The 23,986-nt window shown below is 50.4% G+C and carries 26 protein-coding genes and 1 pseudogene; 24 read left to right on the top strand and 3 right to left on the bottom strand.

Annotated features, from left to right (window positions below; genetic code table 11):
- Positions 1-30: 30 nt before the first annotated feature.
- The 22 genes and pseudogenes from OGX81_RS15975 to OGX81_RS15875 all read left to right on the top strand — a co-directional run bounded on the left by OGX81_RS15975 (position 31) and on the right by OGX81_RS15875 (position 18,962).
- Positions 31-816 carry a hypothetical protein gene (locus tag OGX81_RS15975; RefSeq protein WP_286487596.1) on the top strand — a complete coding sequence of 262 codons (786 nt, stop codon included), beginning with the start codon at positions 31-33 and terminating at the stop codon, positions 814-816.
- Between the two features lie 9 nt (positions 817-825).
- On the top strand, positions 826-1,773 hold the full coding sequence (locus OGX81_RS15970) for a major capsid protein (protein WP_060816039.1): 948 nt from the start codon (positions 826-828) through the stop codon (positions 1,771-1,773).
- A 153-nt stretch (positions 1,774-1,926) separates the two neighbouring features.
- Complete coding sequence (locus tag OGX81_RS15965) at positions 1,927-2,130, top strand: hypothetical protein (protein ID WP_112002339.1); 204 nt, start codon at positions 1,927-1,929, stop codon at positions 2,128-2,130.
- Positions 2,131-2,133: 3 nt separating this feature from the next.
- Complete coding sequence (locus OGX81_RS15960; RefSeq protein ID WP_275147327.1) at positions 2,134-3,594, top strand: glycosyltransferase family 2 protein; 1,461 nt, start codon at positions 2,134-2,136, stop codon at positions 3,592-3,594.
- Positions 3,579-4,175 carry a hypothetical protein gene (locus tag OGX81_RS15955; protein ID WP_286487594.1) on the top strand — a complete coding sequence of 199 codons (597 nt, stop codon included), beginning with the start codon at positions 3,579-3,581 and terminating at the stop codon, positions 4,173-4,175. Before OGX81_RS15960 ends, OGX81_RS15955 begins: the two co-directional genes overlap by 16 nt.
- Positions 4,172-4,567 (top strand): protein singed, encoded by a 396-nt coding sequence (locus tag OGX81_RS15950; protein ID WP_286487593.1) that lies wholly within the window; start codon positions 4,172-4,174, stop codon positions 4,565-4,567. The genes OGX81_RS15955 and OGX81_RS15950 overlap by 4 nt, the downstream gene beginning before the upstream one ends.
- Positions 4,568-4,755: 188 nt before the next feature.
- A complete protein-coding gene (locus OGX81_RS15945; protein WP_286462765.1) occupies positions 4,756-5,139 on the top strand; it encodes a glutamate 5-kinase in 384 nt (127 codons plus the stop codon).
- 1 nt (position 5,140) lies between these two features.
- Positions 5,141-5,521, top strand: a complete 381-nt coding sequence (locus OGX81_RS15940) for an HK97 gp10 family phage protein (protein WP_286487592.1) — start codon at positions 5,141-5,143, stop codon at positions 5,519-5,521.
- Positions 5,518-5,910 carry a phage tail terminator-like protein gene (locus tag OGX81_RS15935; protein WP_286487591.1) on the top strand — a complete coding sequence of 131 codons (393 nt, stop codon included), beginning with the start codon at positions 5,518-5,520 and terminating at the stop codon, positions 5,908-5,910. Before OGX81_RS15940 ends, OGX81_RS15935 begins: the two co-directional genes overlap by 4 nt.
- A 24-nt stretch (positions 5,911-5,934) precedes the next feature.
- Positions 5,935-6,867, top strand: a pseudogene (locus OGX81_RS15930) (phage tail tube protein); the annotation flags it as partial.
- Positions 6,850-7,098 carry an Ig-like domain-containing protein gene (locus OGX81_RS22070; protein WP_378075501.1) on the top strand — a complete coding sequence of 83 codons (249 nt, stop codon included), beginning with the start codon at positions 6,850-6,852 and terminating at the stop codon, positions 7,096-7,098. The pseudogene OGX81_RS15930 and the gene OGX81_RS22070, both read left to right, overlap by 18 nt.
- Before the next feature lie 62 nt (positions 7,099-7,160).
- Positions 7,161-7,628, top strand: a complete 468-nt coding sequence (locus tag OGX81_RS15925) for a phage-derived protein YdaY family protein (RefSeq protein WP_286472088.1) — start codon at positions 7,161-7,163, stop codon at positions 7,626-7,628.
- Positions 7,629-7,717: 89 nt separating this feature from the next.
- Positions 7,718-7,945, top strand: coding sequence for a hypothetical protein (locus OGX81_RS15920; protein WP_286487589.1), 228 nt, complete (start codon positions 7,718-7,720; stop codon positions 7,943-7,945).
- Between the two features lie 225 nt (positions 7,946-8,170).
- Positions 8,171-8,680, top strand: a complete 510-nt coding sequence (locus OGX81_RS15915) for a KilA-N domain-containing protein (protein WP_286487588.1) — start codon at positions 8,171-8,173, stop codon at positions 8,678-8,680.
- A gap of 52 nt (positions 8,681-8,732) precedes the next feature.
- On the top strand, positions 8,733-11,612 hold the full coding sequence (locus OGX81_RS15910) for a phage tail length tape measure family protein (protein WP_286487587.1): 2,880 nt from the start codon (positions 8,733-8,735) through the stop codon (positions 11,610-11,612).
- On the top strand, positions 11,612-12,076 hold the full coding sequence (locus tag OGX81_RS15905; protein ID WP_286462772.1) for a hypothetical protein: 465 nt from the start codon (positions 11,612-11,614) through the stop codon (positions 12,074-12,076). Before OGX81_RS15910 ends, OGX81_RS15905 begins: the two co-directional genes overlap by 1 nt.
- The gene (locus OGX81_RS15900) at positions 12,073-12,561 is read left to right on the top strand and encodes a DUF1833 family protein (protein WP_286450280.1); all 489 of its coding nucleotides are present in this window, start codon (positions 12,073-12,075) and stop codon (positions 12,559-12,561) included. The genes OGX81_RS15905 and OGX81_RS15900 overlap by 4 nt, the downstream gene beginning before the upstream one ends.
- 58 nt (positions 12,562-12,619) lie before the next feature.
- Positions 12,620-13,132 (top strand): DUF4823 domain-containing protein, encoded by a 513-nt coding sequence (locus OGX81_RS15895; RefSeq protein WP_200073767.1) that lies wholly within the window; start codon positions 12,620-12,622, stop codon positions 13,130-13,132.
- A 69-nt stretch (positions 13,133-13,201) separates the two neighbouring features.
- Positions 13,202-13,582 (top strand): nitrite transporter, encoded by a 381-nt coding sequence (locus OGX81_RS15890; RefSeq protein WP_200055816.1) that lies wholly within the window; start codon positions 13,202-13,204, stop codon positions 13,580-13,582.
- The gene (locus OGX81_RS15885; protein ID WP_286487586.1) at positions 13,579-16,296 is read left to right on the top strand and encodes a host specificity factor TipJ family phage tail protein; all 2,718 of its coding nucleotides are present in this window, start codon (positions 13,579-13,581) and stop codon (positions 16,294-16,296) included. Before OGX81_RS15890 ends, OGX81_RS15885 begins: the two co-directional genes overlap by 4 nt.
- Positions 16,297-16,338: 42 nt before the next feature.
- Positions 16,339-16,860 (top strand): hypothetical protein, encoded by a 522-nt coding sequence (locus OGX81_RS15880; RefSeq protein ID WP_286487585.1) that lies wholly within the window; start codon positions 16,339-16,341, stop codon positions 16,858-16,860.
- 65 nt (positions 16,861-16,925) lie between these two features.
- The gene (locus OGX81_RS15875) at positions 16,926-18,962 is read left to right on the top strand and encodes a tail fiber/spike domain-containing protein (protein WP_286487584.1); all 2,037 of its coding nucleotides are present in this window, start codon (positions 16,926-16,928) and stop codon (positions 18,960-18,962) included.
- Positions 18,963-18,994: 32 nt separating this feature from the next.
- Here the strand turns inward: OGX81_RS15875 and OGX81_RS15870 are convergent, their stop codons facing one another.
- From OGX81_RS15870 to OGX81_RS15860, 3 genes are all read right to left on the bottom strand, one after another.
- The gene (locus OGX81_RS15870; RefSeq protein ID WP_232626242.1) at positions 18,995-20,416 is read right to left on the bottom strand and encodes a 6-pyruvoyl-tetrahydropterin synthase-related protein; all 1,422 of its coding nucleotides are present in this window, start codon (positions 20,414-20,416) and stop codon (positions 18,995-18,997) included.
- Between the two features lie 173 nt (positions 20,417-20,589).
- Positions 20,590-21,510 (bottom strand): glycosyltransferase family 2 protein, encoded by a 921-nt coding sequence (locus OGX81_RS15865; protein WP_012132708.1) that lies wholly within the window; start codon positions 21,508-21,510, stop codon positions 20,590-20,592.
- On the bottom strand, positions 21,507-21,869 hold the full coding sequence (locus OGX81_RS15860) for a GtrA family protein (protein ID WP_024130409.1): 363 nt from the start codon (positions 21,867-21,869) through the stop codon (positions 21,507-21,509). The genes OGX81_RS15865 and OGX81_RS15860 overlap by 4 nt, the downstream gene beginning before the upstream one ends.
- Positions 21,870-22,169: 300 nt before the next feature.
- Between OGX81_RS15860 and OGX81_RS15855 the strand changes: the two genes are divergently transcribed.
- Both OGX81_RS15855 and OGX81_RS15850 read left to right on the top strand, forming a co-directional pair.
- Positions 22,170-22,586, top strand: coding sequence for a translesion error-prone DNA polymerase V autoproteolytic subunit (locus OGX81_RS15855; RefSeq protein WP_012132706.1), 417 nt, complete (start codon positions 22,170-22,172; stop codon positions 22,584-22,586).
- A 2-nt stretch (positions 22,587-22,588) separates the two neighbouring features.
- On the top strand, positions 22,589-23,854 hold the full coding sequence (locus OGX81_RS15850; RefSeq protein WP_112002357.1) for a Y-family DNA polymerase: 1,266 nt from the start codon (positions 22,589-22,591) through the stop codon (positions 23,852-23,854).
- Positions 23,855-23,986: the final 132 nt, after the last annotated feature.

Genomic DNA, 23,986 nt, shown 5'->3' with positions numbered 1-23,986 from the left:
GGCCCACACTGAATATCCCAAGGGGACAATATGCTTATTCGTAACATGCTCATCAAATATTATTCGGCGGCCGGGGGTGAAGGCGGTGAAGGTGGCGGCGGTGGTGGCGATGGCGCACCAGAAATTACGCCAGAAATTCAGAAGCTGATTGATGAGCAGGTATCGGCTCAGGTGTCAGGGCTGAAAAACAAAAATACTGAACTGCTCGGAAAGCTCAGGGAGTCCACCGAGTCCCTCAAACGTTTTGACGGCATCGACCCTGACGCTGTACGCAGCATTCTGCAACGTTTTTCCGACGACGAAGAAGCAAAGCTGATCGCCGATGGAAAAATTGATGAGGTGCTGAACAAGCGTACTGAACGTTTACGCGCTGACGTTGATAAGCAAATCAAAGCTGCTAACGAGCGTGCGGATAAAGCTGAAGCGTTCTCGAATAAATTCCGGGATCGGGTGCTGGCTGATGCAATTCGCGCGGCGGCTTCAACTGTCGGCGCACTGCCTGAAGCGTCCGACGACCTGATCCTCCGTGCCAAAGGCACATTCCAGCTCAACGACGAAGGCGAGGCCGTAGCTGTTGATGCAAACGGTGATGTTCTGTTCGGCAAAGACGGTAAGACCCCGTTAAGCCCTGCTGAGTGGGCGGAATCCCTGAAAGAATCCGCGCCGCACCTGTTCCCCCGCGCTGAAGGCACGGATGCAGGTGGTCATAAGCAGCAGGGAAGCGGCGCTCTTAAACGCTCTGAAATGACATCGGCCGATAAAACAGCCTACATCCGTAAACACGGACAACAGGCCTTCCTCAGGTTACCAAAGTAAGGAACAACAATGGCTACGACCGTTAATACTGATCTGATTATTTATGACGATCTCGCGCAAACTGCGTTTCTGGAGCGCCGTCAGGATAATCTGGATGTTTTTAACCAGGCGTCTAATGGTGCAATCATTCTCGATAACGAACTGATCGAAGGTGATTTCCGTAAGCGCGCTTTCTATAAAGTCGGCGGTTCTATCGAGGCGCGTGACGTTAACTCTACTGATCCGGTAACGGGTAAAAAAATCGGTGCGGGTGAGTCCGTCAGCGTAAAAGCGCCGTGGAAATATGGCCCGTACGAAACTACGGAAGAAGCGTTCAAGCGTCGTGGACGTGATGTGAGCGAGTTTTCTGAGGTGATCGGTGTCGATGTGGCTGATGCCACGCTGGAAGGCTATATCAAATACGCACTTCAGGGGCTGATTGCTGCTATTGGCGCTAACGCTGATATGGTCGTGACTGCGGATATTGCCACTGATGGCAAGAAAACGCTGACTCGCGGCCTGCGCACCTACGGCGATAAGTTCAACCGCGTTTCCCTGTTCGTCATGCACTCCACTACCTACTTCGATATTGTTGATCAGGCTATCGACAACAAAATCTACGAAGAAGCGGGCGTGGTCGTGTATGGCGGCCAGCCAGGTACGCTGGGTAAACCGGTTCTGGTGACCGATACGATGCCTGTTGATGCAATTCTGGGGCTGGTGGCCGGTGCTGTATCAGTAACTGAGTCTCAGGCGCCGGGGTTCCGCTCCTATGACATCAACGACCAGGAAAACCTCGCGATCGGCTATCGTGCTGAAGGTACGGTGAACGTCGAACTGCTGGGGTACAGCTGGGACACCACCAAAGGCGAAAACCCGGACCTTACCGCCATTGGCACGCAGGGGAACTGGAAGAAACACTTCACCAGCAACAAATCCACTGCGGGGGTTTTGATTCAGCTCGGCGGCGGCAGCTAATCACCAGGGGCTTCGGCCCCTTTTTTATTGCGCACCCACCGCGCCTGACAAACGAGAGTCTTTCAGAAAGTGAGTCTGAGAACGCCGTACAGGTGGCGACCTCTCTCGGGCTGCGTTCTGGTGGACAGGCTCACTTTTTAAAAGGAAACGCAGATGAAATACCAGATAGCGAAGTTATACCGTGGAGACCATTTCCTTGGTTACGGTATCGCCGTAGATGGTCAGCTACTGGATGGACAGGCCTCGACCAGCATTAACACCGAAATAACTTCTTTGCCAACGGCCACAGTGGTTTTTAACCTCAATAAAGACCACGCCGAAAATCAAATCACCATTGACCTTGACGAGAAGGTATAAGCAATGGATGTCATTGTTGGTGGGGTTCCTTATGTCCGCGCCGATAGCGTTTCCCATAATAAAATTGGAATCGCGATAACCACTCACAACAGGCCGGATGTCCTTGTAAAATCACTTGAGCAACATCGAAAATATTTACCTCCCGGTGCGGTCGTGTTCGTCATTGATGATGGTTCAAATCCGCCAGCAGCAGTTCCGGGTTGGTGTAATTTAATCCGGCACGATAATTCAAAAGGCATTGTTGCTTCGAAGAACGCCAGCCTTGAATGCCTTATGGACTCAGGATGCGAACATTTATTTTTGTGGGATGACGATGCGTATGCCATCGCCGACAACTGGCACGTTCCTTACGTCGAATCACCTGAGCCGCATCTTGCGTATCAGTTCCTCGACCTTGCAGGACCGCACAAGCTTAACGATCTTGCTGTGCTTTATAGCGACGATAAGCATGTGGCGTACACGGGGCAGCGTGGCGTGATGCTGTATTACCACCGCAGCGCTATCGAGCATGTCGGTGGCTTCGACTGGGTTTACGGGCGCGGCATGTACGAACACAGCGACCTTGCCATGCGCATCCATAACGCTGGACTGACTACCTGGGCTTATGCTGATGTAACTGGCTCCGAAAAGCTGATTCATTCGCTCGATGAACATGAAGCCGTAGACCGTTCAGTGCCAACGGCAGACAGGAAAGCGCTGGTGGAACGTAATGTAAAAATCCACAACGAGCGTCGCGATACGGGTTATACCGGCTATGTCGAATACCGGCGCCAGCGCGACGTTGTGATCACAACATTACTGACGAGCCAACCGGACCCGCAGCGCGGTAGCAGAATGCAGCCTGACCCGGCGGAGCTGACCACCTGGGCTAAATCAATCCGGGGTGCCGATGCCGTAGTACTGGCCGACCAGCTAACCTCCGCTCCCGATGGCGCTCAACTGGTGACAGTTCCAGATGTCGCAATGAACGTCTACTTCCGGCGCTGGCTGCATATCTGGCAGCACCTGCGCGATCATCCTGAATACCGGTTCGTCTGGTGTACCGATGGTACTGATGTCGAAATGCTTTGTGCGCCGTGGGATGAGATGGAACCAGGCAAGGTTTATGTCGGCTCCGAACCAAAAACTTATGCTGATACATGGGCGAAACAGAATCACCCGGAACGCATCTATCAGGAGTTTATCGAACAGCACCGCAACGATGTGATGCTTAACGCCGGGCTGCTGGGCGGTACGCGCGCAGATGTAATGGCGTTCGCTCACGGCATCATCCGCCTTTACTACCGGATTGAGAGCTACCGATTCTGGAAGAAAGAGCAGGCTGGCGCCGCAGTCGGGGACATGCTTGCGTTCGGCATTGTGGCGAAGTCTTTCGGCGATCGGATAGTAACAGGCCCGCGCATCCACACCGTGTTCAAGTCTGATGGTGTCGGTAAGGAGTACGCCTTTTGGAAACACAAGTGAAGTTTGTGGTGGTCGGGCATCACTCAAGAGAACCTCAGGCGCGAGCACTGGCTTACCAAATCGGACCAACTGCTCACGTCATGATCGACCCAGATAACCACGGCGCTAACTGGAATCATCGCCGCGCGCTTGAATGGGCTGCCGGGCAATCCTGCCGGGTTGTAGTGCTGGAAGATGACGCGATGCCTGTTGCTGGTTTCACTGATCTGGTGGGTGAGTGGCTTAACCGCTTCCCTGATTCACTGGTGAGCTTTTACCTGGGCACTGGTCGACCGCCGCAGTACCAGATGCAGATAGCTGAACGGCTGATAGTGGCCGACAAGATGCGAGCCGACTACATTACGCTGCCACGACTGATTCACGGTGTCTGCTATAGCGTACCGCCTCAGCATATTGAACGGGTGCTGTCGCGATGGGATATCCGCAAGCCTGCTGATTATGCCGTTGGTGATGCTTATGGCGGCGCAGTGGTCTATCCGTGTTACTCGCTGGTGGATCATGCCGACGGTGAGCCGGTAGAGCGTCATCCAGACAGAACACCGCGCACAGAGCGCCGACGGGCGTGGAGATTATCTCAATGACAACCTATATAACCGTTGCCGATGTTGACCAGTTGCTTGGCGAAAACTGGACTGAGCCAGATAAAAAGGCTAAAGCGGTTCTGATGGCTAATGCCTGGATGACAGGCCTCAATCTTCAGGATATCGACCTCAATAATATTCCTGATGATGTAAAACAGGCTGGCGCATACGTAGCTTCCGTCGCGGCTGCCGGAAACCTTTACCAGCAGAAAACCAGTTCTGGCGTCGTTACGAGTGAGTCAGTTACAGCGGATGGAGTGAGTGTATCTGAATCGTATGCTGAATTATCGGTAGACAGTTCATCACTTCTTGATCCTGATCTTCAACTGGCGCTGGCATTGCTGGGCCCGTGGCGGCTGAGTCCTTTTCAAACGTACTTTGTGAGGGCTTGATATGGGCGAAGTAGTCAACATTGAACCGCGCAAGCCGCATGTTTGCTTACAGACTTCTGACGGCAATGTGCATGCCATTCCGGTATCCCTTATGCGAGCGATCGCTGATGGGAAAATGTCGCCAGATGACATTGCTGACAGGGACCAGGTGGTCAGGGCGATTATCGCTGAGTGGTTGAGGCTGATTCATGGGGATTCGTGAAAAATTACAGTCGAAGGTCGCAAAGGCCTTTGATACCAAGCTGGCGGATGCTGTCAACGACTTCACCGGCTCATACGTCATCCAAACAGGATGGGACCCGGTAACTGAAACTGGGGGCGAAACCACCGTGACCTACACCGGGCGTGGCGTTCTGTCGAAATACAGCCTCAACCGCATTGATGGCGTCAATATTCTGCACGGCGACCTGAAATTAACAGCGCTGACGAATGAAGTTACCGACGAACCGAAAGTCGATCACATCATCACTGCACCAGATCTGATTACCGGCGAACAGCAACGCTACAAGGTCATTACCGCAGGAACCGACCCGGCGAAAGCGACATATTCCATTCAGTTACGGAGGGTGTGATATGGCGAACGGGTGGAGTATCGACCCCTCTGTTTTTATGAATCAGGTTGAGGAAGACGTTGGTAAAAAATTGCGTTTTATCTCGCTTCAGTTGCTGAATGAAATTGTCTCTCGCTCTCCGGTCGATACCGGGCGTTTTCGTGCGAATAATCAGGTAAGTATTGGTTCACCTGAATACAGCACCACCGATACAACAGATAAAAATGGATCGGTAACTTTGCAGCAAGGTAGCGCTGTTATCGCGCAGGGAAAACCTTATTCAGTCATCTACATTCAGAATAACCTCCCATACGCGGAACCTCTGGAGAATGGTCACTCGCAGCAGGCTCCGGCAGGTATCTACGCTGTCTCATTCCACGGTGTAACACAGGCCTACAAATGACCCTCACAGAAATTCGTAACGCTGTCATCACCAGAATGACGGCGCAGACGGCTATTGCTGAAAGTGACGTGACATACCCTAACGACCAGACATTCGACCCGAAAGGAAAGGATATTTGGGCGCGTGTGACAAACATAGCCGGTCAGGCAGGCGCGACAGAAATCGGCGCGGGTCCCGTTGTACACAGAACGGGGATTGTCATTATCCAGCTTTTTGTTCCCACCGGTTCTCACTCATTACCAATAACTCAGGCCGCCGACAAAATTGTTTCTTTGTTCGAGTTCCAGGATGACGGCGCGCTGAGCTATTTCGCTGCATCAGCATACGAAGTCGGTGATGCCAATGGTTGGTATCAATGGAACATCAACATCCCTTACCGCGCGACTTAGCGCCAAATAACAGGAGGTAACCAGATGTCATCTGGAGCCAAAGTTCTTAGTGCATTCGTGCGCGAAACCACTCCCGGAGTTACCCCAACGGGTATTCCGTGGAACCTTTTAAAACGCACAAGTTGGGGCGTTGGCCCGTCCCAGAATACCAATGACAACGATGAAATCGGCGGCACCCGAATGGCGCAGGGCGCTACGCTGGGAACGGTCGATGTAGGCGGCGATGTCGGGGCAAAATTCCGCTACGGCCAGCATGATGAATTCCTGGCTTCGTGTTTTGGCGCGGAGTGGGCGGGCAATGTGCTGACGATGGGGAATGACCGCATTTCTTTCTCTCTTGCGACATACGCCTCTGACGTTGGTATTGCCTCTATCGTTCGTGGTGCGCAGGTTAGCGTGTTCCAGTTGGAAGTTCCTAACGACGGTGACGTTACCGCGACGATCACTTTCGCCGGACTGGGCTGGGATTCGAAAGCAGACGATACGAGCTATATCGAAGGTACACCTGCCGATAACGCTGGCGATCTGCGTTACTCGTTCAAAGAGGTCACGGCAATCAATCTGAACGGCATCGACGGCGGTGATGGCTTCTGTATTGATACCTTCAACATCCAGTTCGATAACAACGTCCAGACCCAGCGTTGCATCGGCACTGGCTCACCGTTCGCCGGGGCTAATATCCCTACCACCTTTACGCCGTCAGGTTCGATCACGCTGTCCTGGTCTAAAGCCGCGTGGGAGGTCTGGAGCAAAACGCTTACCGGAGCAACCGTGCCGTTCAGTTTTACGCTGGCGAATGACGAAGGTCAGTACACGTTTAACTTCCCGAAAGTGCAGGTTGCTGGCGACTGGCCTGATGGCGGCAATACCGACATCATTCAAGTGCAACTCGACATCACTGCGGCCGACGAGTCACCGACCATTACCCGCGCCGTTACCATTCCGGCAACCGGTATCACGGTAACCCCGGAAACAGCTTCCGTTGATGTGGGCGATACAACCAGCCTCACTGCAACGCTGGCTCCCGCCGGCGCCACGGATACTGTTACGTGGGAGTCATCAGATCCTGAAGTGGCAACAGTTAGTGCGTCAGGCGTCGTTACTGGTGTTGCGGCCGGAACGGCAACTATCACCGCTAAGGCGCGCACTTTTACCGATACGGCAACCATTACCGTAACTGAACCATAAAATTTCCCTTGCCCGTTCCGCTCTGCATGGCGGCGCGGGCTTTTTTCATGCAGGAGTTTCGAATGATTATCCTCAACCCACGAATTGATGTTGGCGGCGAGCGCTGGTTTACACCGCTGAAAGACCTGAAACCCATTGAAGGGCTGAAATTGCTCGTCAGCAGCATTGATAACGATCAGTATCGCTCGCGTAATGCGCTTATTCGCCGCCATATTGAAAAAATGGATGCCAGTTACCAGGTTGGAACCAGCGAGTTTAGCCTGTCATCGGTCGGAGTAATTGACTCCGCTGATGACCTGCTGATCGATAACTGCGCGCGTTACCTGCTGAAAGACTGGAAGGGCGTCGGTGAGCTTGTTGATGGCGAAGAGGTTCCGATTGAGTACACACCGGAACGCGGCGCTGCACTTCTGAAACAGGAACCAACTATTTACTGGCAAATTCTGGCGGAGGCAGCCAGCATCTCCCAGGGCAAAGAGCAGCAAAAGCAGGAAACCGTAAAAAAGCCATCGAAGCGCAGAAATGGCTAAGCGAGTTCGGCGGGGAGCAGGGCGAAAAGGCAAAGTGGCGAAGGGAGAAATTAAAACTCCCGCCAATCCCCGAGCCAGAAATCGACGGCGTGACAGGGGAAATCCTCAACGCTTACTCCGTTATTTCCCGCTCCCGGCTGTATGCCGGGATGGCTGGTGCGCCGCTGCCAATCTCACTTCATGATATTGAGCGCTTTCTTTCTGCACGTCCCGTCCTCATTGATCGTGATGAATTTGACGCGGCCATATTTGCCCTCGATGACGCATGGCGTGAGCAGTGGGCGCAGGAGCAGAAAAAACACGGCAAACCCAAATAGCCCCGGCTCAGTCCTGGGCTTTTTATATCCGCAGTAAAAGTTACCGCTGGCGAATTTTCTGTATTCGCTTTCGGCATTTTTCAAAACTGATTCAAACGCGCATCTCACGCGCATTTCACACAGAACCTTTCAGGATGACCCTTGAGGATGCCGGCTGGCTGTCGGTGCCTTTCTGTGGGCCGAATTCCTGTGAGACAAGGTTCATCACTAAAAGGTATCACCGATATGAATTACCCAACGGTTTCAGTAAACGGCGTATCCGTTCGTGTCGATAACGAAGGGCGTTACAATCTTAATGATCTCCACGCCGCAGCGGTGGCTGAAGGTAACGCCACAGAATCACAACGACCCAGTAACTTCACAAAAAGCAAATCTATCAAGGCATTCATTCGTGAATTGACCGCCGCTACGAAAATAGCGGCGCTAAAAACCGTTAATGGCGGCCCTAATCATGGCGTCTGGGGTCTTGAGCTTATAGCTATCAGATATGCGGCATGGCTTAGCGCCAAGTTTGAGATAAAGGTCTATCAGACATTCCAAATGGTGATCCGCAATGGCATTGATGCCATGTCTCGCCTCAACAAAATCGACCATGTGATTAACACCGAAACAAAAGCGATTAGCCAGTGCGCAAGCCAGATGGCCCGGTGGGGAGTTGGTGGGCGCAAAAAGCTACTCCACGCAGCGCGCGAGAGAGTTGCTGATGAAGTGCAAATGTATTTGCCTGGACTTTAAACAACACTGAAATATCCCGCTTCGGCGGGTATTTTTATGCCCGGAGATCGCAATGGCAGAACAGACATCCCGCCTTGCCGTCATTATTGACAGCACCGGCGCAGAAAAAAATGCTGAAAGCCTGACCAGCGCCCTTCACGGGCTTACCGAGTGGGGGCAGAAAGCAGCGGCCAGCGCCGGGAGGGTAACGAAGGCGACCGAAGAAGAATCCGCTGCTTTATCGGAACTACTGGACCGCATTGATCCGGTTAACGCTGCGCTGAATAAACTGGATAAACAACAGCAGCAACTGGCGAAATTCAAGTCGAAAGGCATGCTGGACGATGAGACCTTTGACGTTTACTCAAAAAAAATTGAAGAGGCCCGCAATCGTCTCACCGGGTTTTCAGAGCAACTGAAAAATACTGGCATGTCAGCAAAGCAAACCGCTTTTGCGATGCGCATGATCCCCGCTCAGATGACCGATATCGTCGTGGGTCTGTCTACCGGGCAAAGTCCGTTCATGGTGCTGATGCAGCAGGGCGGCCAGTTAAAGGACATGTTCGGCGGCATCGGCCCGGCGATTAAAGGGGTTGGCTCCTATGTGATGGGCCTGATCAATCCTTTCACGCTGGCGGCTGCCGCGGTCGGCGTGCTGGGCGTGGCGTACTACAAAGGCACGCAGGAGCAGGATGCTTTCAATAAATCGCTTATCCTGACGGGTAACCAGGTAGGGAAAACATCTGGTCAACTGGCGGACATTGCCGCTCGCGCTGGCGTGGCGGCGAACTCAACTACCAGTAAAGCAGCATCGACGTTAAACCTACTGGTGGAATCTGGAAAGGTTGCCGGTGATTCTCTTGAGCGCGTGACAACTGCCGTTGTTAAAACGAGTGAAGCCACTGGTATTGCGACCGATAAACTGGTGGACGATTTCAACAAAATTGCCGCCGACCCTCTGGATGCCATCACCAAACTGAACGACCAGTACCACTTCCTGACGCTGGCAACTTACAACCAGATTAAAGCCCTCCAGGATGAAGGGAATCAGCAGGAAGCGGCGCGCGTTGCTACTGATGCTTACGCCACCACCATGCAGCAGCGTGCCGCAGATATTCAGGATAATCTCGGTTATCTCGAAAAGGCATGGAATGGACTTACCGGCGCAGCAAAAGGTGCATGGGATGCAATGCTGGGCGTTGGGCGCGAGCAGTCTCTTGAACAACGCCTGGCTGATGCGACTAAAAAGGCAAATGATGCACGCGGCAAAGCCGTGGGTAATATTTTCGGTGTACCTGGGTGGCAAACTGAAGCGGCAGCAGCGGCAAATTTTCTGCAAAGTGCTATCGACCTGCAAGGCGACCTTACAAAAGCGGTCGCGGCTGGCAGAGAAGAGCAGGATAAGGCAATTAAAATACAGCAGGAAGCTGATCGCGTTAACCAGCAGTTCCTGTCGAATGCTGATAAGCGAAACAAGGCGATTCAGCAGCAGAAGAAATTCCTTGATGCCGGGGCCATCAGTGCAGATCAGTACGCGAAAAATATCGCGCGCATCAATGAAATGTACAAAGACCCTAAATCGCCCACGGCGCCGAAGGGGAAAGCATATAGCGAAGATGCCGCGACACGACTGCTGGATCAGATTAACCAGCAGACCGCCGCAATGCAGTCCCAGCTTGACGCCAGCGATAAGCTCACCAGCGCCACTCAGGCGCGAGTGAAGTTTGAACAACAGATCGCTGATCTCAAATCGAAAACGCAGCTCACCGCCGATCAGAAATCGCTTTTGTCCCGCTCTGAAGAAATTCTTCAGGCCTACAAACGACAGGAGGCGTTGCAAAACTCCGTTAAAACGCTCGACGATTACCGGAAAATGCAGGAGCAGGTTAAAGCGAAGGATGAGCAGCAGAATGATTTGCTTCGCGAACGGCTTTCGCTGCTGGAAAAAGCAAAAGCCACAGGGAAGCTGGCGCCGGGGGAATACGAGCAAACCCGATCTGATATTTACAAAAACACCCCAGCGGAGTTGCCTTCTTCAGTGAAGAGTGTGGTTGGCAACCTGTCACCGACTGGCGGCCAGTTATCCGGCACGTTCGGCGGTATGCAACAGCAGTACATGCAACTCGATCAGGCGCAACAGCAGTTACAGACGTGGTTGCAGGCTCAGGAAGCGGCATATGCCCAGGCTGCGCAAATCACCACGGAAGGCGAAGCGCGCATGACGGCAATTCGCCAGCAGGCTGCGCAGGCCAACCAGGTTATTGAATCCCAGAAAAACGAAATCATCACCAGTGCGACGCAAACCATGATTGACAGTGGTTTGCAGATTCTGGCGACTGGTTTCGGGGAGCAATCCGGGATTTATAAAGCGGCGTTCGCTGCCAGCAAGGCATTCGCTATTGCACAGTCTCTGGTTTCGATCCAGCAGGGGATTGCAATGGCGGCGGCTAACCCGTTCCCGTACAACATTGCTGCGATGGCATCTGTTGCAGCGGCCACGGCGAGCATCGTTTCTAATATCGCAGCTGTTGCGGATGTCGGTTTTGCTGCCGGTGGTTTTACGGGGCCGGGCGGAAAATACCAGCCCGCCGGGATAGTGCATAAAGGCGAGTATGTTTTTGACCAGGCTGCAACCAACCGGATAGGCGTCTCGAACCTTGAGGCGCTGCGCAATGGTGGCTCTCTGGATGCAACGCTGAGCAAGCCCGGTTTCGGCACGGGGGCGCAGAACGTCAATAACAACAGTAATTCAACTGTATTCAGCCCCCAAATTCAGCAGGACTTCCATATTCAGCAGGGTGTAACGCCTGAGCAGATGGATATGTCTCTCGCCAACACCGCAAAAAAGGCGACGACAGACGCAGTTGATCAGGTGGCGAACCAGATTGTCCGGGGGAACGGGAAAGTGGGTAACGCAATGCGAGGAACGTACACCGGAAGGAGAACGACCTGATGGCTGAAAAATACTATCCTCACGATTATCTTCCCATGCCACTACAGGACGGTTATGCATTTCAGCCTGTCAGTCCGTTAAAGCGTACCGAAATGACCACCGGCCGCGCCCGCCAGCGCCGCGCGTTTATTTCGACGCCGACGCAGGCAAATGTGCAGTGGCTTTTCGAAAACGATGCTCAGGCTCAGCTTTTTGAGGGCTGGTATCACGAAACCATTACTGACGGTGCCGACTGGTTTTTTATGCGGTTGCAAACGCCGCTGGGCGTTGAACTCTACAAATGCCGGTTTACGGACATCTATCAGGGGCCGACTCTTGTCGCCCCGATTTACTGGCAGTTCTCCGCGACGCTGGAATTATGGACGCGTCCTGTTCTTGGCGATGGCTGGGCTGAGTTCCCGGATTACATCATCAACAGCAGCATCATTGATATTGCACTTAACAGGGAGTGGCCGGAAGCATGACCAGTCCGACTTTGAAACGACTGTATGCCTCTTCCGGTGAAGAGGTCATTATCAAAACTTTGCAGATCAACATCGGTGATGATGTCCTGTATCTCTGTGATGGCTACGACAACATAACGGCGACGACGGAAACTGGCGAAGAGGTCACATTTATCGCCAGCGCCATCGATGTTGCACTACCGGCGCGGAACAGTGACGGTACGCAGGACTTGCAGTTTGCTGTCTCAAACATCAAAGGCGAAGCATCCACATCCGTGCGTAGCGCGCTGGAAAATCTACGTGGCGCCACGGTGACCTACCGACAATATACATCCGATGATTTAGCTGCCCCCGCAGAACGTCCATACACGCTAACTGTGAAAAATGGGTACTGGACCGCGACGCAGGCGCAAATTATCGCTGGATATATGAACGTGCTGGATACTGGATGGCCCCGCTATAGCTACACACTCCCGTTCTATCCGGGCTTGCGTTACATGAGTTAATGTTCAGCCATAAATTACTTGATAAGATAAGGTTCTTCTTATTGACAGGGATAGAAAAGTGAAACGATTTTTGCTGGTTTCTGCCGTAATTTTACTGGCCGGATGTTCGGCTAAATACAATACGAACAATATTCAGAGCAACACTGAGCAGTTAGTCAAAGATGCTCCAGTTGCTATTTCTATGCCATCTGATGGGGTATATGAAACCCGCACATATGCTGGCTCTGGAAATTCGACAGCGACTGCATTAAAAGCTGCTTTTTTGCGACATTCAGATAACGTAGCGATTTACGCTGATTGTGAAGATGTTACTTGTCTGAAAAATAATCATACAATCCATCATGGATACTACGTTGTTCCTCAGATATTGCATTGGGAGGACAGGGCTACTGAGTGGTCAGGAATTCCAGATAAAATTGAAGTGAAAATTACAATTTATAATGCAGAATCCAACAATCGGATTGCCTCAACGATTATTAGCGGGAAAAGTAAGTGGGCCACATTTGGTGGTGATCATCCACAAGACTTGTTGCCAGAGCCTGTAAACTCGTACATCTCCAGCCTGTATTGAACCGTCAGTAAACTACATTGCAAACCCCGTTTATACGGGGTTTTTTATTGCCTGAAATTCGGAGGCTTAATGTTCAATCAAGATAAATACCTTTCGGTCAAATGGCTGAAGGGCGGGCGCGCTTACCCTGAGCTTGACTGTTTCGGCATCGTGAATGAGGTGCGTCGCGACCTGGGATTACCAGAATGGCCGGATTTTGCCGGGATAACGAAAGATGATGGCGGCCTTAATCGCGAAGCGCGAAAACTGATGCTCTCCCTGCAACGCTGCGAGCCGTGTGAGGGCGCGGGTGTTGCGTGCTATTCAGGCTCAACTGTTACGCATGTTGGCGTTGTTGTGGAACTCAATGGCCGTCTGCATGTGGCCGAATGCAACCCTAAATCCAACGTTTCTTTCACGCCGGTGGCACAGTTTGTTCGCCGCTTCGTTAAAGTGGAGTTCTGGAAGTGACCATTAGAATTTATCCTTCCCGATTACCTGGCGAACCGCTGGAAACGCATGAACATAGTGCTATCACGATCCATCAGTGGATGACGCGGAACGTTGATAATTATCGCGCTGATATGAAACATCCGATCGCCATTGAAGTGGACGGCGTGAATATACCGGCTGCCGCATGGTTCGATTATGCGATCAGCCCGACAAGTGATGTGCGCATTTATCCGGTTCCTCATGGCGCCGTTGCGCTGGCGTGGATTGCCGTTGCTGTTTCGGTCGCATCTGTGGCTTATGCGTTGTTCTTTGCGCCAGGCGCATCAGATCCCGGTGGTTTTTCTTCGTCGACAGGCGATTCATTGGACGTTAACCCGGCAAAAGCGAACCGCGCAAAGTTGGGCGATCCAATCCGCGAGCTGTTCGGACGCCGCCGAATTTACCCCGATTACGTAGTGCAACCGGTAACCCGCTTCAGCCCGGACGATCCGACAGTGATGACCGTTGAAATGTTCGTCGCGCTGGGATTCGGACAATTTTCATTCGGGGAAGGGGATATGCGTGTCGGCGCCACGCCAGTTTCATCGCTGGGTGATGGCTTCGCATACACTGTTTTTCAGCCGGGACAGAATGTGGCTGGTGATCGCCGTAGCGAAAACTGGTTTAACTCTACCGAGGTTGGCGGGACGTCATCGGGTGCCGGGCTGGATATGGCCCAGACCGCGCCGGATACGGATGATGTTGTGGCGCAGTCGCTGACGGTGTCGGGAAGTACAATCACATTTAACGGATTAAGCGCTGACGACGATACTGCAACAAACGAGCTGCCTGATTCCTGGGTTGCTGGTGCGACGGTTGAGCTAATCGTACCCGATCAGTTTGTTGTTACCAACGATGGCGCATACAGCCGCATTACCAGTGACAATTTGGCGGAAATCGCCCCTTACGTCGGAATGCCGGTAACGCTCTGGTACAACAGCGTCGACTACAGCCTGTTTATCGCTTCGTATACGCCGCATGCAAACGCGACAGAGGAAGAAGAGGAAGTCACCGCGTCGATAACGCTGGCTTATGAGAATGAAACCGGCGCGCCTTTTACGGGTATTCCTGAGGGGTATATCAGGCTTTCCGTTTCTCATGCTGGATATCAGTACAAAATTTTCGACGTGGACGGCACCAGTGTGACTCTTCAGCGCTTGATTGATGGTGTTGTCGATAACACATGGCCGGGTTTCGTGGCGCGTACCGTGCTTGATTTTGAGGCATCTGGCGTTAACCAGAACGACTCCTGGATGGGGCCGTTTCTGGCATGCCCGGATAATGAAACCATCGACATGTTTGAAGTGAATTTCTTCTTCCCGAATGGCATTTGCGGGTACGACAAAAAAGGGAGAAAACAAAACAGAGCGGTTCGCTGGGAAGTTCAGTACCGCGTTTATGGCTCTGGTTCGGGATGGATGAGCAAAACCGGTTCTTATAACACAAAAAATATTAATGGCCTTGGTTTCACTGAGCGCATCACGCTGAGTTCTCCCGGCCTTGTTGAAGTGCGGTGCCGACGCACTAACGAGCAGGGGCAGGATAACAGCCGCGATAATATGTACTGGCAATCGTTGCGTGGCCGCCTGCTGACCAGACCGTCATCGTACGCTGGCGTAACGACGATGGGGGTCACGGTGGAAACCGGTGGCAAGCTGGCAGCGCAGTCCGATCGCCGGGTGAACGTTGTAGCTACAAGGATTTACGACACTGGCGCGGCGCGCAGCATCTCCGGCGCGCTGTACCACGTTGGTAACTCGCTGGGGCTGGACATGGACACCGACGCCATTGATGCGCTGGAAAGTGCGTACTGGACGCCGGACAATGAATTTTTCGACTTCGAGACGACCGACAGTACATCTGCGCTGGAGGTTTTACAGAAGATCGCCAATGCCGGGAAAAGCTATTTTCTGCTTGCAGACGGGCTTGCCTCGGTTGCGCGCGAAGGCGTTAAGCCCTGGTCGGGGGTTATCAGCCCGCATGAGATGACCGAAGACCTGCAAACCGCGTTCGTGGCTCCGTCTGACGACGACTATGACGGCGTGGACGTTACGTATATCAACGGAACGACGTGGGCGGAGGAAACGGTACAGTGCCGGACACCAGATAATCCAACGCCCGTAAAAATCGAAGACTACACGCTTGATGGTGTGCTCGACCGTGACCGGGCATATCAGATCGGCATGCGGCGGCTGATGAAGTACCTACAGCAACGGCTGACACATACGACCTCAACAGAACTGGACGCGCTTTGCTATAACGTCGGCGATCGTATCGTGCTGACCGACGATATACCAGGCAGCCAGACAGTCAGCGCGCTGATTGAAGAGATGGATACCACTGATAACAAGACAACGTTTACGGTGACGGAGCCTCTTGACTGGTCTTTCGAGAACCCTCGCGTGCTGATACGTTACCAGGATGGCACCGCTTCTGGCCTGATGGTTGCAACAAGAATGGGGGATTATCAGGTGCTGGTTCCCGAGCAACCAGAATTCAGCTCTATTATTCTTAATGATCCTGCCATTGAGCCGCCGCGTCTGGTTTTCTGCGACTCTTCGGAGGTCGGTTATAACGCAATCATCTCAGAAATAGCGCCGCAGTCCGATGGCACGTGCCAGGTAACGGCGAAACAGTATAAACCCAGCTTCTACGATTACGACAATGCCACTTATCCCGGCAATGTAGGATGAACGTGATGTAGTGTAATATCGAATGTGGATGCGGGAGGGGATATGGCGAGTCAGTTAAAGGATGTTGTATTACACGAGGTTGGGCATTGGCTCTCATGGAAATTACAAGGTGGTGTTGTCGGCCCTATAGAGATAATTAATTATTCTCTTTCAGGGCCGAAAGGGTCGACCACTATAATCACTGACTGGGAAATTTATGATGTCAATGACGTAATAGCATTCACCAAATCCAGAATAATTACTTTGTGGTCTGGTGTGTATGCACAGGCATTTGATGGTATTACATATAATGCAGCCACTGTCCGAAGGGAGTTTAATGTAGGTGGAGGAGGGCGTCTTGACTGGTTAAAAGCGCATGAATACTTGCTGCTGTTGAAAAATCTTTACGGCAATAGTATCAGTTTTGAATCGCTGCACCATCAAGTGGATCAGGAAACCGCAACACTGATAGCTGATAATTATTCAGTAGTAAAGAAATTATCAGATGCACTTTGTCTATCTGTTGAGGAAGAAGATAAAAAATATACTTTCCAAGAAAATGAACTCTTGTCTTTCATCAAATAATCACCCCGCTAGATAACATTCAGAACCCGCGAATAATCGCGGGTTTTCTATTTTATGAGGCCAGTATGACCACCTATAACACCAAAGAACCTCTTGGTTCTGCATCCGCCAAGGTTCTTTATGATAACGCCCAGAACTTTGATCACCTCTCAAATGACCGGGTCAATGAAACGTGGGATGACCGTTTTGGTAAGCCCAGACTTACCTGGCACGGAATGGAAGAGCGTTATAAAACAGCGCTCGCGAACCTCGGCTTAAATCCAGTCGGGACATTTCAGGGCGGGGCGGTTATTAATTCCGCCGGTGACATCATTCAGGATGAGACAACAGGCGCATGGTATCGCTGGGATGATCTAACGACCCTACCGAAAACCGTTCCGCCAGGCTCTACTCCAGATTCATCCGGCGGTACAGGTGTCGGAAAATGGCTGGCCGTAGATGTCAGCGATGTCCTGCGCCGCGAACTGGCGCTGCCAACCGGTGCAGATCAGATCGGCTATGGTGATGTGACGGTTGCAGAACGGCTGTCTTATGACGTGTATTTCACGGGGGGAAGCGGCGCAACAAAAGAAGAAATCCAGGCGTTTTTAGATGAGAATGCTGGTAGGAACTGCCACTTCCCCCCAGGTGATTTTGATATTGAATGGGGAATGATCCCACGAAACACGACCATTACCGGTGCGCAGGCCGTCACGGTGCGTTCACATAGTATGCGTCATGAGGCGACGACACTCGCGACGCTTATCAGTGATCCGGGATTTACCCGATTTAACCTCAAAGGCACCCCCGCAACGTACGTCCTGACAGACGTTGTAGAGGGCGCTGATGACCCGGCGATCAGTGCAGGCTTATGTATTTGCGACCACGGAATCTCAATCAACAACGTTGTGCTGATGGGGTGGCGCAAACGGACAGACGGGACTCTTGAAGCGCCATCGCTGACCGGGGTGGATGACGTCGGGGCAACGGCGTGCTTCTCATATGGCCTGTTTGTTCCGGCAGTGTCAGGGTTAACCTTGTCTGGTACTGCGGTTATCGGCTACTTTGCGAATGATGCAGTTCTCCTCGACTGCTCCCGATCTGACCAGAATAACGGTTCTGGCAATACGTTCAATATCAATGGGCGCATCAACAGTCAAAGCATGTGCGATTTGTCATTCGATAATTTCTTTGCATGGCCTCTCGACCCAAAACAGCCCACTCAGTTGGTAAGCGCGATTAGCTCGTATGGGTTGAAACTAAAGGGTACTGACCGGGATATCCGGGACGGGACTAAATACCCGCAAGGGGCTAACGGCTACGCGCTTAACTGGATTTGGGGCGGCACAGGAACGTCCGACCTGTTTTTCTCAAATAGCGTCATTCGCGGGGTTTACCTCGATGCCGCGATAAACACCGCAGAGAAACCCGCGAACCGAATGAACGATTACGCTACAGACGGATCTGGGAGTGGTACAACGTCAGTCAACGGTTATCCGAAAGAATGGCAGGATGGGCGCGGCAGCAAGCTATTCTTTGTTAACACGACCATTCGTGTAGGGAATCTCTACATGAACCGGGTAGCGAACGTTAACTTGGTAAACACCTATAGTGAAGCTGGAACCCACTATATGACTAACCTTACGGGTCGAGTGAGTATTATTGGTGGGCACAACGGCTTGGGTGTCAGTGACCTGACAGTCAATAATGTTGATGGGTCTGCCCCTACAGCATATAACCGGCTATTCTCTGCCAACTGGATCTGTATCGGCACCGCCAACCCAATGCGCCTCGGCCCGGTATACGAGTCAGGTAGCCATGCGTACCTGCGGCCACACAGAGACGGCACTATTTCATTAGGCACTGATGAAGGGACTGGCGTAGGTGCGTTACGTTATCGCTACGCAGTCATCCACGTAGTATCTGGTTCTTTTGGTAACATTACTTCTCCGAACAACGTCATACAGGCTAACAAACCTGTGCGGATACCGAGCTTTACGACCGCACTACGCCCTTCATTAAACGCAGCAGATGCAGGAGCGCAGATACTGGATACAACTCTTGGTTATGCTATCACATGGACAGGAAGTGCGTGGAAAGATGGTGTGGGTAATATAGTTTAATAAGAAGGGGCCGTTTTATGCGGCCCCTTCTATCATGATTTTCTTCTTGTAAAATATAACAACAATATTATTGTGATTAACGTAATTCCGTATGATATGTAGATAATAATTGGATTATATTTTAAATTTATTTGCCCACTCCCTTTTGATACGTTAACCTGCATCAACCCCATGTTGTTTTCAGAAAAAGATTTAACTCCTTCTACCTCATATCCTCTATAAGGAATTACAGGAAGTTGAATTGTACAATCATCCATGCAAATATATTTATATGTTGGATAGCCGCCAGTTAATCTAGCGCTTACAATACTTCCATTTCCACTTAACACTATAGGTTCTTTTTTGGTTTTTTTAATTTCATTTATTTTTCTCGCCATGTTGTTAGGCATGTAATCAAGATATACTTGATACCATGGCAGTCTCGCCTTGTTATCGAATGGACTTGTTGACGCATACATAGAAAGAATAATTGATGAAAATATGACAATATAAATTAAACCTTTCTTCCCTTGGGATTCTTGGGCGATTTTGACAAGAGTTAGAGCAGCGAAAATGCACAGGATTGGCGATGATATAAGCATCATTCGCCAGGGGAACTGAATGAAATTAAGTACCGGAAGCTGTTTTGGTATGTGATTCCATGGGAACATTTGTGAGCACATTATTATGAATAATAAAGATATTGAAATAGCCACCTTATGGTGCCCATCAAGCATGGAAGATAATTTATCACCATTTTTTTTCATGGTGAACAAGGCTATTATTAGCCCCATTATAACCCATCCCGGTGTAATAAGTCTGAAAGGGTACTCCGTTGTTCTTGTCGGTATGATTAAGTTAATAACTGGTATGGTTAGCTTCCACATTGATTCATAACTTGATTTCATAGATGTAAAGGCGTAAATGTCACCTTTAGATGTGTAATAAAGCGGAAGTATAAAAAATGACGTTATACCAATAACTATAAATGAATGTAAAATTACATCTCGATATTGTTCTATGAATTTCTTATGAAAGATTACTACAAATAAAGTTATAAATATAAGAGTGACAATGGTTGCGGGTATATTTGTTAACAGTATTAACGAAAACGACAATGGTAAATAAATTTTATTTTTATTGTTGTTGATGTACCCAAATAGCCCCAAAAGTAACAAGGGTACAAAGCTCATAGCAAGAGCTTCAGGAAATGCAGAGCGAGTGTATTGATTGTATAGAAAATAGTATGATGTAACGGATAGTATCGCTGAGATAAAAGCAATTTGTGAAGAGTTGAAAATTCTCTTTACAGAAAAATACATAATAAAAAAATTTATTGCTGAGATTATTGCTATGCTTATTTTTAACTGTATAACAGCATCAATGCTATTAAAGCTTAATAGCTCTATAATTGTATACAGAAAAGCTGTCAGTGGAGGGTAAAATAAATTCCATGAATATCCATACCCTTGCATGTTATCAGTTACGAAATCGAAATACATCGGAAACTGATGTGTTTCCAACTGATGTTTTATAGATATGAGCCTATAATAATGGGCGGACAGGTCTCCTGACGTCCAGAAGTGACCAAATAAAGGCAGACTTATAACAATGAATGTCAAAGTGACAATAAAAATCTTCGTTATTCTCATTTTTTGCGTTTCCCCAAAATATATTTTGGTCTTTTCTTTGTTTCTATATAAATTCTTCCTATATACTCACCAAGAACACCGATCCCAATAAGTTGAATACCCCCCAAGAAAAGTATTGATACAAGCAGCGACGGATAGCCAGGGACGCTGTTGCCGAAAAATAACTTATCAACAATCATCCATGCCCCATACAGGAATGACAGACCTGCGACAAAAAGGCCAATGTATGTCCACATGCGTAGCGGAAACGTTGAGAAGGAGGTGATCCCTTCAAGAGCCAGATTCCATAATTTCCAGCCATTGAATTTAGAGTCACCAGCTACGCGCTCGCCGCGGGCATATTCCACAACGTCAGTCTTTCCGCCAACCCAGCTAAGAACGCCTTTCATGAACAAGTTACGTTCTGGCATTAGCTTAATGTTTTCCACAACCTCACGGGACATGAGACGGAAATCACCCACATTCTCTTCGATCTGTGGGTTGCTGATTTTGTTGTGTAACTTGTAGAACCATTCTGCGGTCTTTCGTTTTAGCCTTCCATCCGTTGAACGATCGGTGCGTTTAGCCAGAACCATATCAGCGCCAGCCTGCCATTTCTCTATCAGATGCGGGATAACTTCAATGGGGTCTTGTAAATCGACATCGATAGGGATAACAGCATCACCTGTTGCGTGATCAAGCCCGGCAAACAAAGCTGGCTCCTTGCCAAAATTACGGGTAAATGATAATGGCATGACGAGCGGATCGGATACAGCAAGCGCATTGATAATTGATTCCGTTGTGTCTTTGCTGCCATCGTTGATGAATACTATCTCAACTTCATGTTGTTTTAATTCGTCGAATTCCCGAACCGTTTTGTAGAAAATCGGTATCGTGGCCTCTTCATTGAAGACCGGAACGATCAGAGAGATTTTCATTTAGCATCCCTAAATACTATGAATTTTGAGTAGATAAATCCCGCGATCAGGCTGAAAGCCGAGAACGCCACAAGCGTTAAAATCGGTGGTGCCTTGAGTTGATCTGCGATAAACCCAGTGAGCATAGCCATAACCCCCATGAATACGACGAACGCAATGTAACGCCCGGTCGTAGCCTGAGAGTTGAAAGTAAACTTTGCATTAGCGAAGAAGCTAAAAGTTACAGCCACGCAAAATGCCGTAACATTGGAAATGGCCTGGCTGGCGCCAAAGAAGTGAAGCAAACCAGCAAAGCATAACCAATGAATCGCGGTGTTCACAACACCAACCGAAACATATCGACTAAATAGCTTTAACATGTGAAAAATCAGTGAATTCTGAAAGAGTGCAAGTGTAGCACTAACGCGGTACTTGATCGACATACATGATAGAGGGGCGTTAAAGGCGAAGGGTCGTCAAGTTTACTCACCAGAGCGTATGCAAGACACTGATGCGGCCAGTTGGCGATCGTTCGATAGTGCAGGTCGCCGATGATGTTCCACAAAACTAAATTTCACCTCACGCCAGTTACTTACCGTGTTGTACTTCTAAGAGACTTGATCGCTGCCATTGATACAATAATACTGTATATATAATCAGTATCAATTAAGGTGATTATCATGCAGTTTTTCACGCCTACAGATCTACGCCATGTGGCGCTCCCAATGTTTAGTGACCTTGTGCAATGCGGGTTTCCTTCCCCTGCTCAGGACTATGTTGAGTCGCGTATAGACCTTAACGAATTGCTGGTGAGGCACCCAAGCGCGACGTATTTCGTGAAGGCCACAGGAGATTCTATGCGTGATGCCGGAATCGGCGAAGGCGATTTGTTGGTAGTCGACAGTTCACGAAAAGCAGGGCATGGGGACATTGTCATTGCAGCGGTCGACGGTGAGTTCACAGTTAAGCGCCTGTTGCTGCATCCTGCTGTCATGCTCAAGCCTGAAAACTCTGTGTATAAACCAATCATGATTGGAAGTGAAGACAATCTGGAGGTTTTCGGCGTCGTAACTTACATCGTGAAGTCTGCTGGCTGAGTATGTTTGCACTCGTAGACGTGAACAGCTTCTATGCGAGTTGTGAAACGGTGTTCAGGCCAGACCTAAAAGGAAGGCCGGTTGTCGTTCTCTCTAACAATGATGGCTGTGTTATTGCCCGTTCAGCAGCAGCGAAGTCCTTTGTTAAAATGGGGGAGCCCTATTTCAAACAAAAAGAGACTTTTCGCCGTCACGGCATCGTCGCGTTCTCCAGTAACTATGAGCTTTACGCTGATATGTCGAATCGCGTAATGACAACGCTGGAAGAAATTAGTCCCCGCGTCGAAATTTACAGCATAGACGAGGCATTTTGTGACATGACTGGCGTGCGAAACTGCCGTGATCTTACTGAATTTGGCCGGGAGATCCGCACTACAGTATTACAGCGTACACATCTCACCGTCGGTGTCGGTATTGCGCAGACAAAAACCCTCGCGAAACTGGCTAACTATGCGGCAAAGAAGTGGCAACGACAGACTGGTGGTGTTGTTGATTTATCGAACGTGAGCCGGCAGCGTAAACTGTTAGCTGCGCTGCCAGTTGGCGAGGTGTGGGGTATAGGGCGACGCATCTCTAAAAAGCTGGAGGGGATGGGCATCGAAACTGCTCTTGACCTGGCTGACACAGATATCCGGTTTATCAAGAAGCATTTCAATGTTGTGCTCGAAAGAACGGTACGCGAGCTGCGTGGTGAGCCGTGTCTGGAACTGGAAGAGTTTGCACCAGTAAAGCAGGAAATCGTCTGCTCACGCTCCTTCAGTGGTCGTATCACTGATTACGAAGAGATGCGTCAGGCGATTTTCAGTTACGCCAGCCGGGCGGCGGAGAAGCTGCGCGGCGAGCATCAATATTGCCGGTTTATCTCCGCGTTCGTGAAGACAAGCCCGTTTGCACTGAACGAACCGTATTACGGCAACAGCGCCTCTGTGAAGCTTCTGACCCCGACGCAGGACAGCCGGGACATTATCGGCGCGGCCACGCGATGCCTGGATGCTGTCTGGAAAGATGGACGCCGTTACCAGAAGGCAGGCGTTATGCTCGGCGACTTCTTCAGCCAGGGGGTGGCACAACTCAACCTTTTTGATGATAACGCGCCGCGGCGCAATAGCGACAAACTGATGAAGGTGCTGGATCATCTCAACACCAAAGACGGCGTAGGTACGCTCTACTTCGCCGGACAGGGCATACAACAGCAGTGGCAGATGAAGCGGGAGATGCTCTCACCGCGATACACCACTCGATATGAAGACCTTTTGCGTGTGAAGTGAAAAAAGTGTCTGTCGTGAATTGTATCTGCCCGGCATAGCCCATCAATGTGTCTAATCTTTATTGGTTTTCGGTATGGATTTTGGGGGCGGATTTGGGGGCAAATAGTTGGTTAGGGGTAATTTTAGGGGCGA

The organism is Citrobacter sp. CK206, from assembly GCF_030333125.1.
Lineage (GTDB): Bacteria > Pseudomonadota > Gammaproteobacteria > Enterobacterales > Enterobacteriaceae > Citrobacter_B > Citrobacter_B koseri.
Note: the sequence above shows the minus strand (reverse complement) of the source record. Positions and strands in the feature narration are given on the sequence as shown.

What these genes read in the sequence shown, in the direction of transcription:
- OGX81_RS15975 (WP_286487596.1), top strand. Translation starts at nt 31, where the DNA reads ATGCTTATTCGTAACATGCTCATCAAATATTATTCGGCGGCCGGGGGT.
- OGX81_RS15970 (WP_060816039.1), top strand. Translation starts at nt 826, where the DNA reads ATGGCTACGACCGTTAATACTGATCTGATTATTTATGACGATCTCGCG.
- OGX81_RS15965 (WP_112002339.1), top strand. Translation starts at nt 1,927, where the DNA reads ATGAAATACCAGATAGCGAAGTTATACCGTGGAGACCATTTCCTTGGT.
- OGX81_RS15960 (WP_275147327.1), top strand. Translation starts at nt 2,134, where the DNA reads ATGGATGTCATTGTTGGTGGGGTTCCTTATGTCCGCGCCGATAGCGTT.
- OGX81_RS15950 (WP_286487593.1), top strand. Translation starts at nt 4,172, where the DNA reads ATGACAACCTATATAACCGTTGCCGATGTTGACCAGTTGCTTGGCGAA.
- OGX81_RS15945 (WP_286462765.1), top strand. Translation starts at nt 4,756, where the DNA reads ATGGGGATTCGTGAAAAATTACAGTCGAAGGTCGCAAAGGCCTTTGAT.
- OGX81_RS15940 (WP_286487592.1), top strand. Translation starts at nt 5,141, where the DNA reads ATGGCGAACGGGTGGAGTATCGACCCCTCTGTTTTTATGAATCAGGTT.
- OGX81_RS15935 (WP_286487591.1), top strand. Translation starts at nt 5,518, where the DNA reads ATGACCCTCACAGAAATTCGTAACGCTGTCATCACCAGAATGACGGCG.
- OGX81_RS15925 (WP_286472088.1), top strand. Translation starts at nt 7,161, where the DNA reads ATGATTATCCTCAACCCACGAATTGATGTTGGCGGCGAGCGCTGGTTT.
- OGX81_RS15915 (WP_286487588.1), top strand. Translation starts at nt 8,171, where the DNA reads ATGAATTACCCAACGGTTTCAGTAAACGGCGTATCCGTTCGTGTCGAT.
- OGX81_RS15910 (WP_286487587.1), top strand. Translation starts at nt 8,733, where the DNA reads ATGGCAGAACAGACATCCCGCCTTGCCGTCATTATTGACAGCACCGGC.
- OGX81_RS15905 (WP_286462772.1), top strand. Translation starts at nt 11,612, where the DNA reads ATGGCTGAAAAATACTATCCTCACGATTATCTTCCCATGCCACTACAG.
- OGX81_RS15900 (WP_286450280.1), top strand. Translation starts at nt 12,073, where the DNA reads ATGACCAGTCCGACTTTGAAACGACTGTATGCCTCTTCCGGTGAAGAG.
- OGX81_RS15890 (WP_200055816.1), top strand. Translation starts at nt 13,202, where the DNA reads ATGTTCAATCAAGATAAATACCTTTCGGTCAAATGGCTGAAGGGCGGG.
- OGX81_RS15880 (WP_286487585.1), top strand. Translation starts at nt 16,339, where the DNA reads ATGGCGAGTCAGTTAAAGGATGTTGTATTACACGAGGTTGGGCATTGG.
- OGX81_RS15875 (WP_286487584.1), top strand. Translation starts at nt 16,926, where the DNA reads ATGACCACCTATAACACCAAAGAACCTCTTGGTTCTGCATCCGCCAAG.
- OGX81_RS15870 (WP_232626242.1), bottom strand. Translation starts at nt 20,416, where the DNA reads ATGCAAGGGTATGGATATTCATGGAATTTATTTTACCCTCCACTGACA.
- OGX81_RS15865 (WP_012132708.1), bottom strand. Translation starts at nt 21,510, where the DNA reads ATGAAAATCTCTCTGATCGTTCCGGTCTTCAATGAAGAGGCCACGATA.
- OGX81_RS15860 (WP_024130409.1), bottom strand. Translation starts at nt 21,869, where the DNA reads ATGTTAAAGCTATTTAGTCGATATGTTTCGGTTGGTGTTGTGAACACC.
- OGX81_RS15855 (WP_012132706.1), top strand. Translation starts at nt 22,170, where the DNA reads ATGCAGTTTTTCACGCCTACAGATCTACGCCATGTGGCGCTCCCAATG.
- OGX81_RS15850 (WP_112002357.1), top strand. Translation starts at nt 22,589, where the DNA reads ATGTTTGCACTCGTAGACGTGAACAGCTTCTATGCGAGTTGTGAAACG.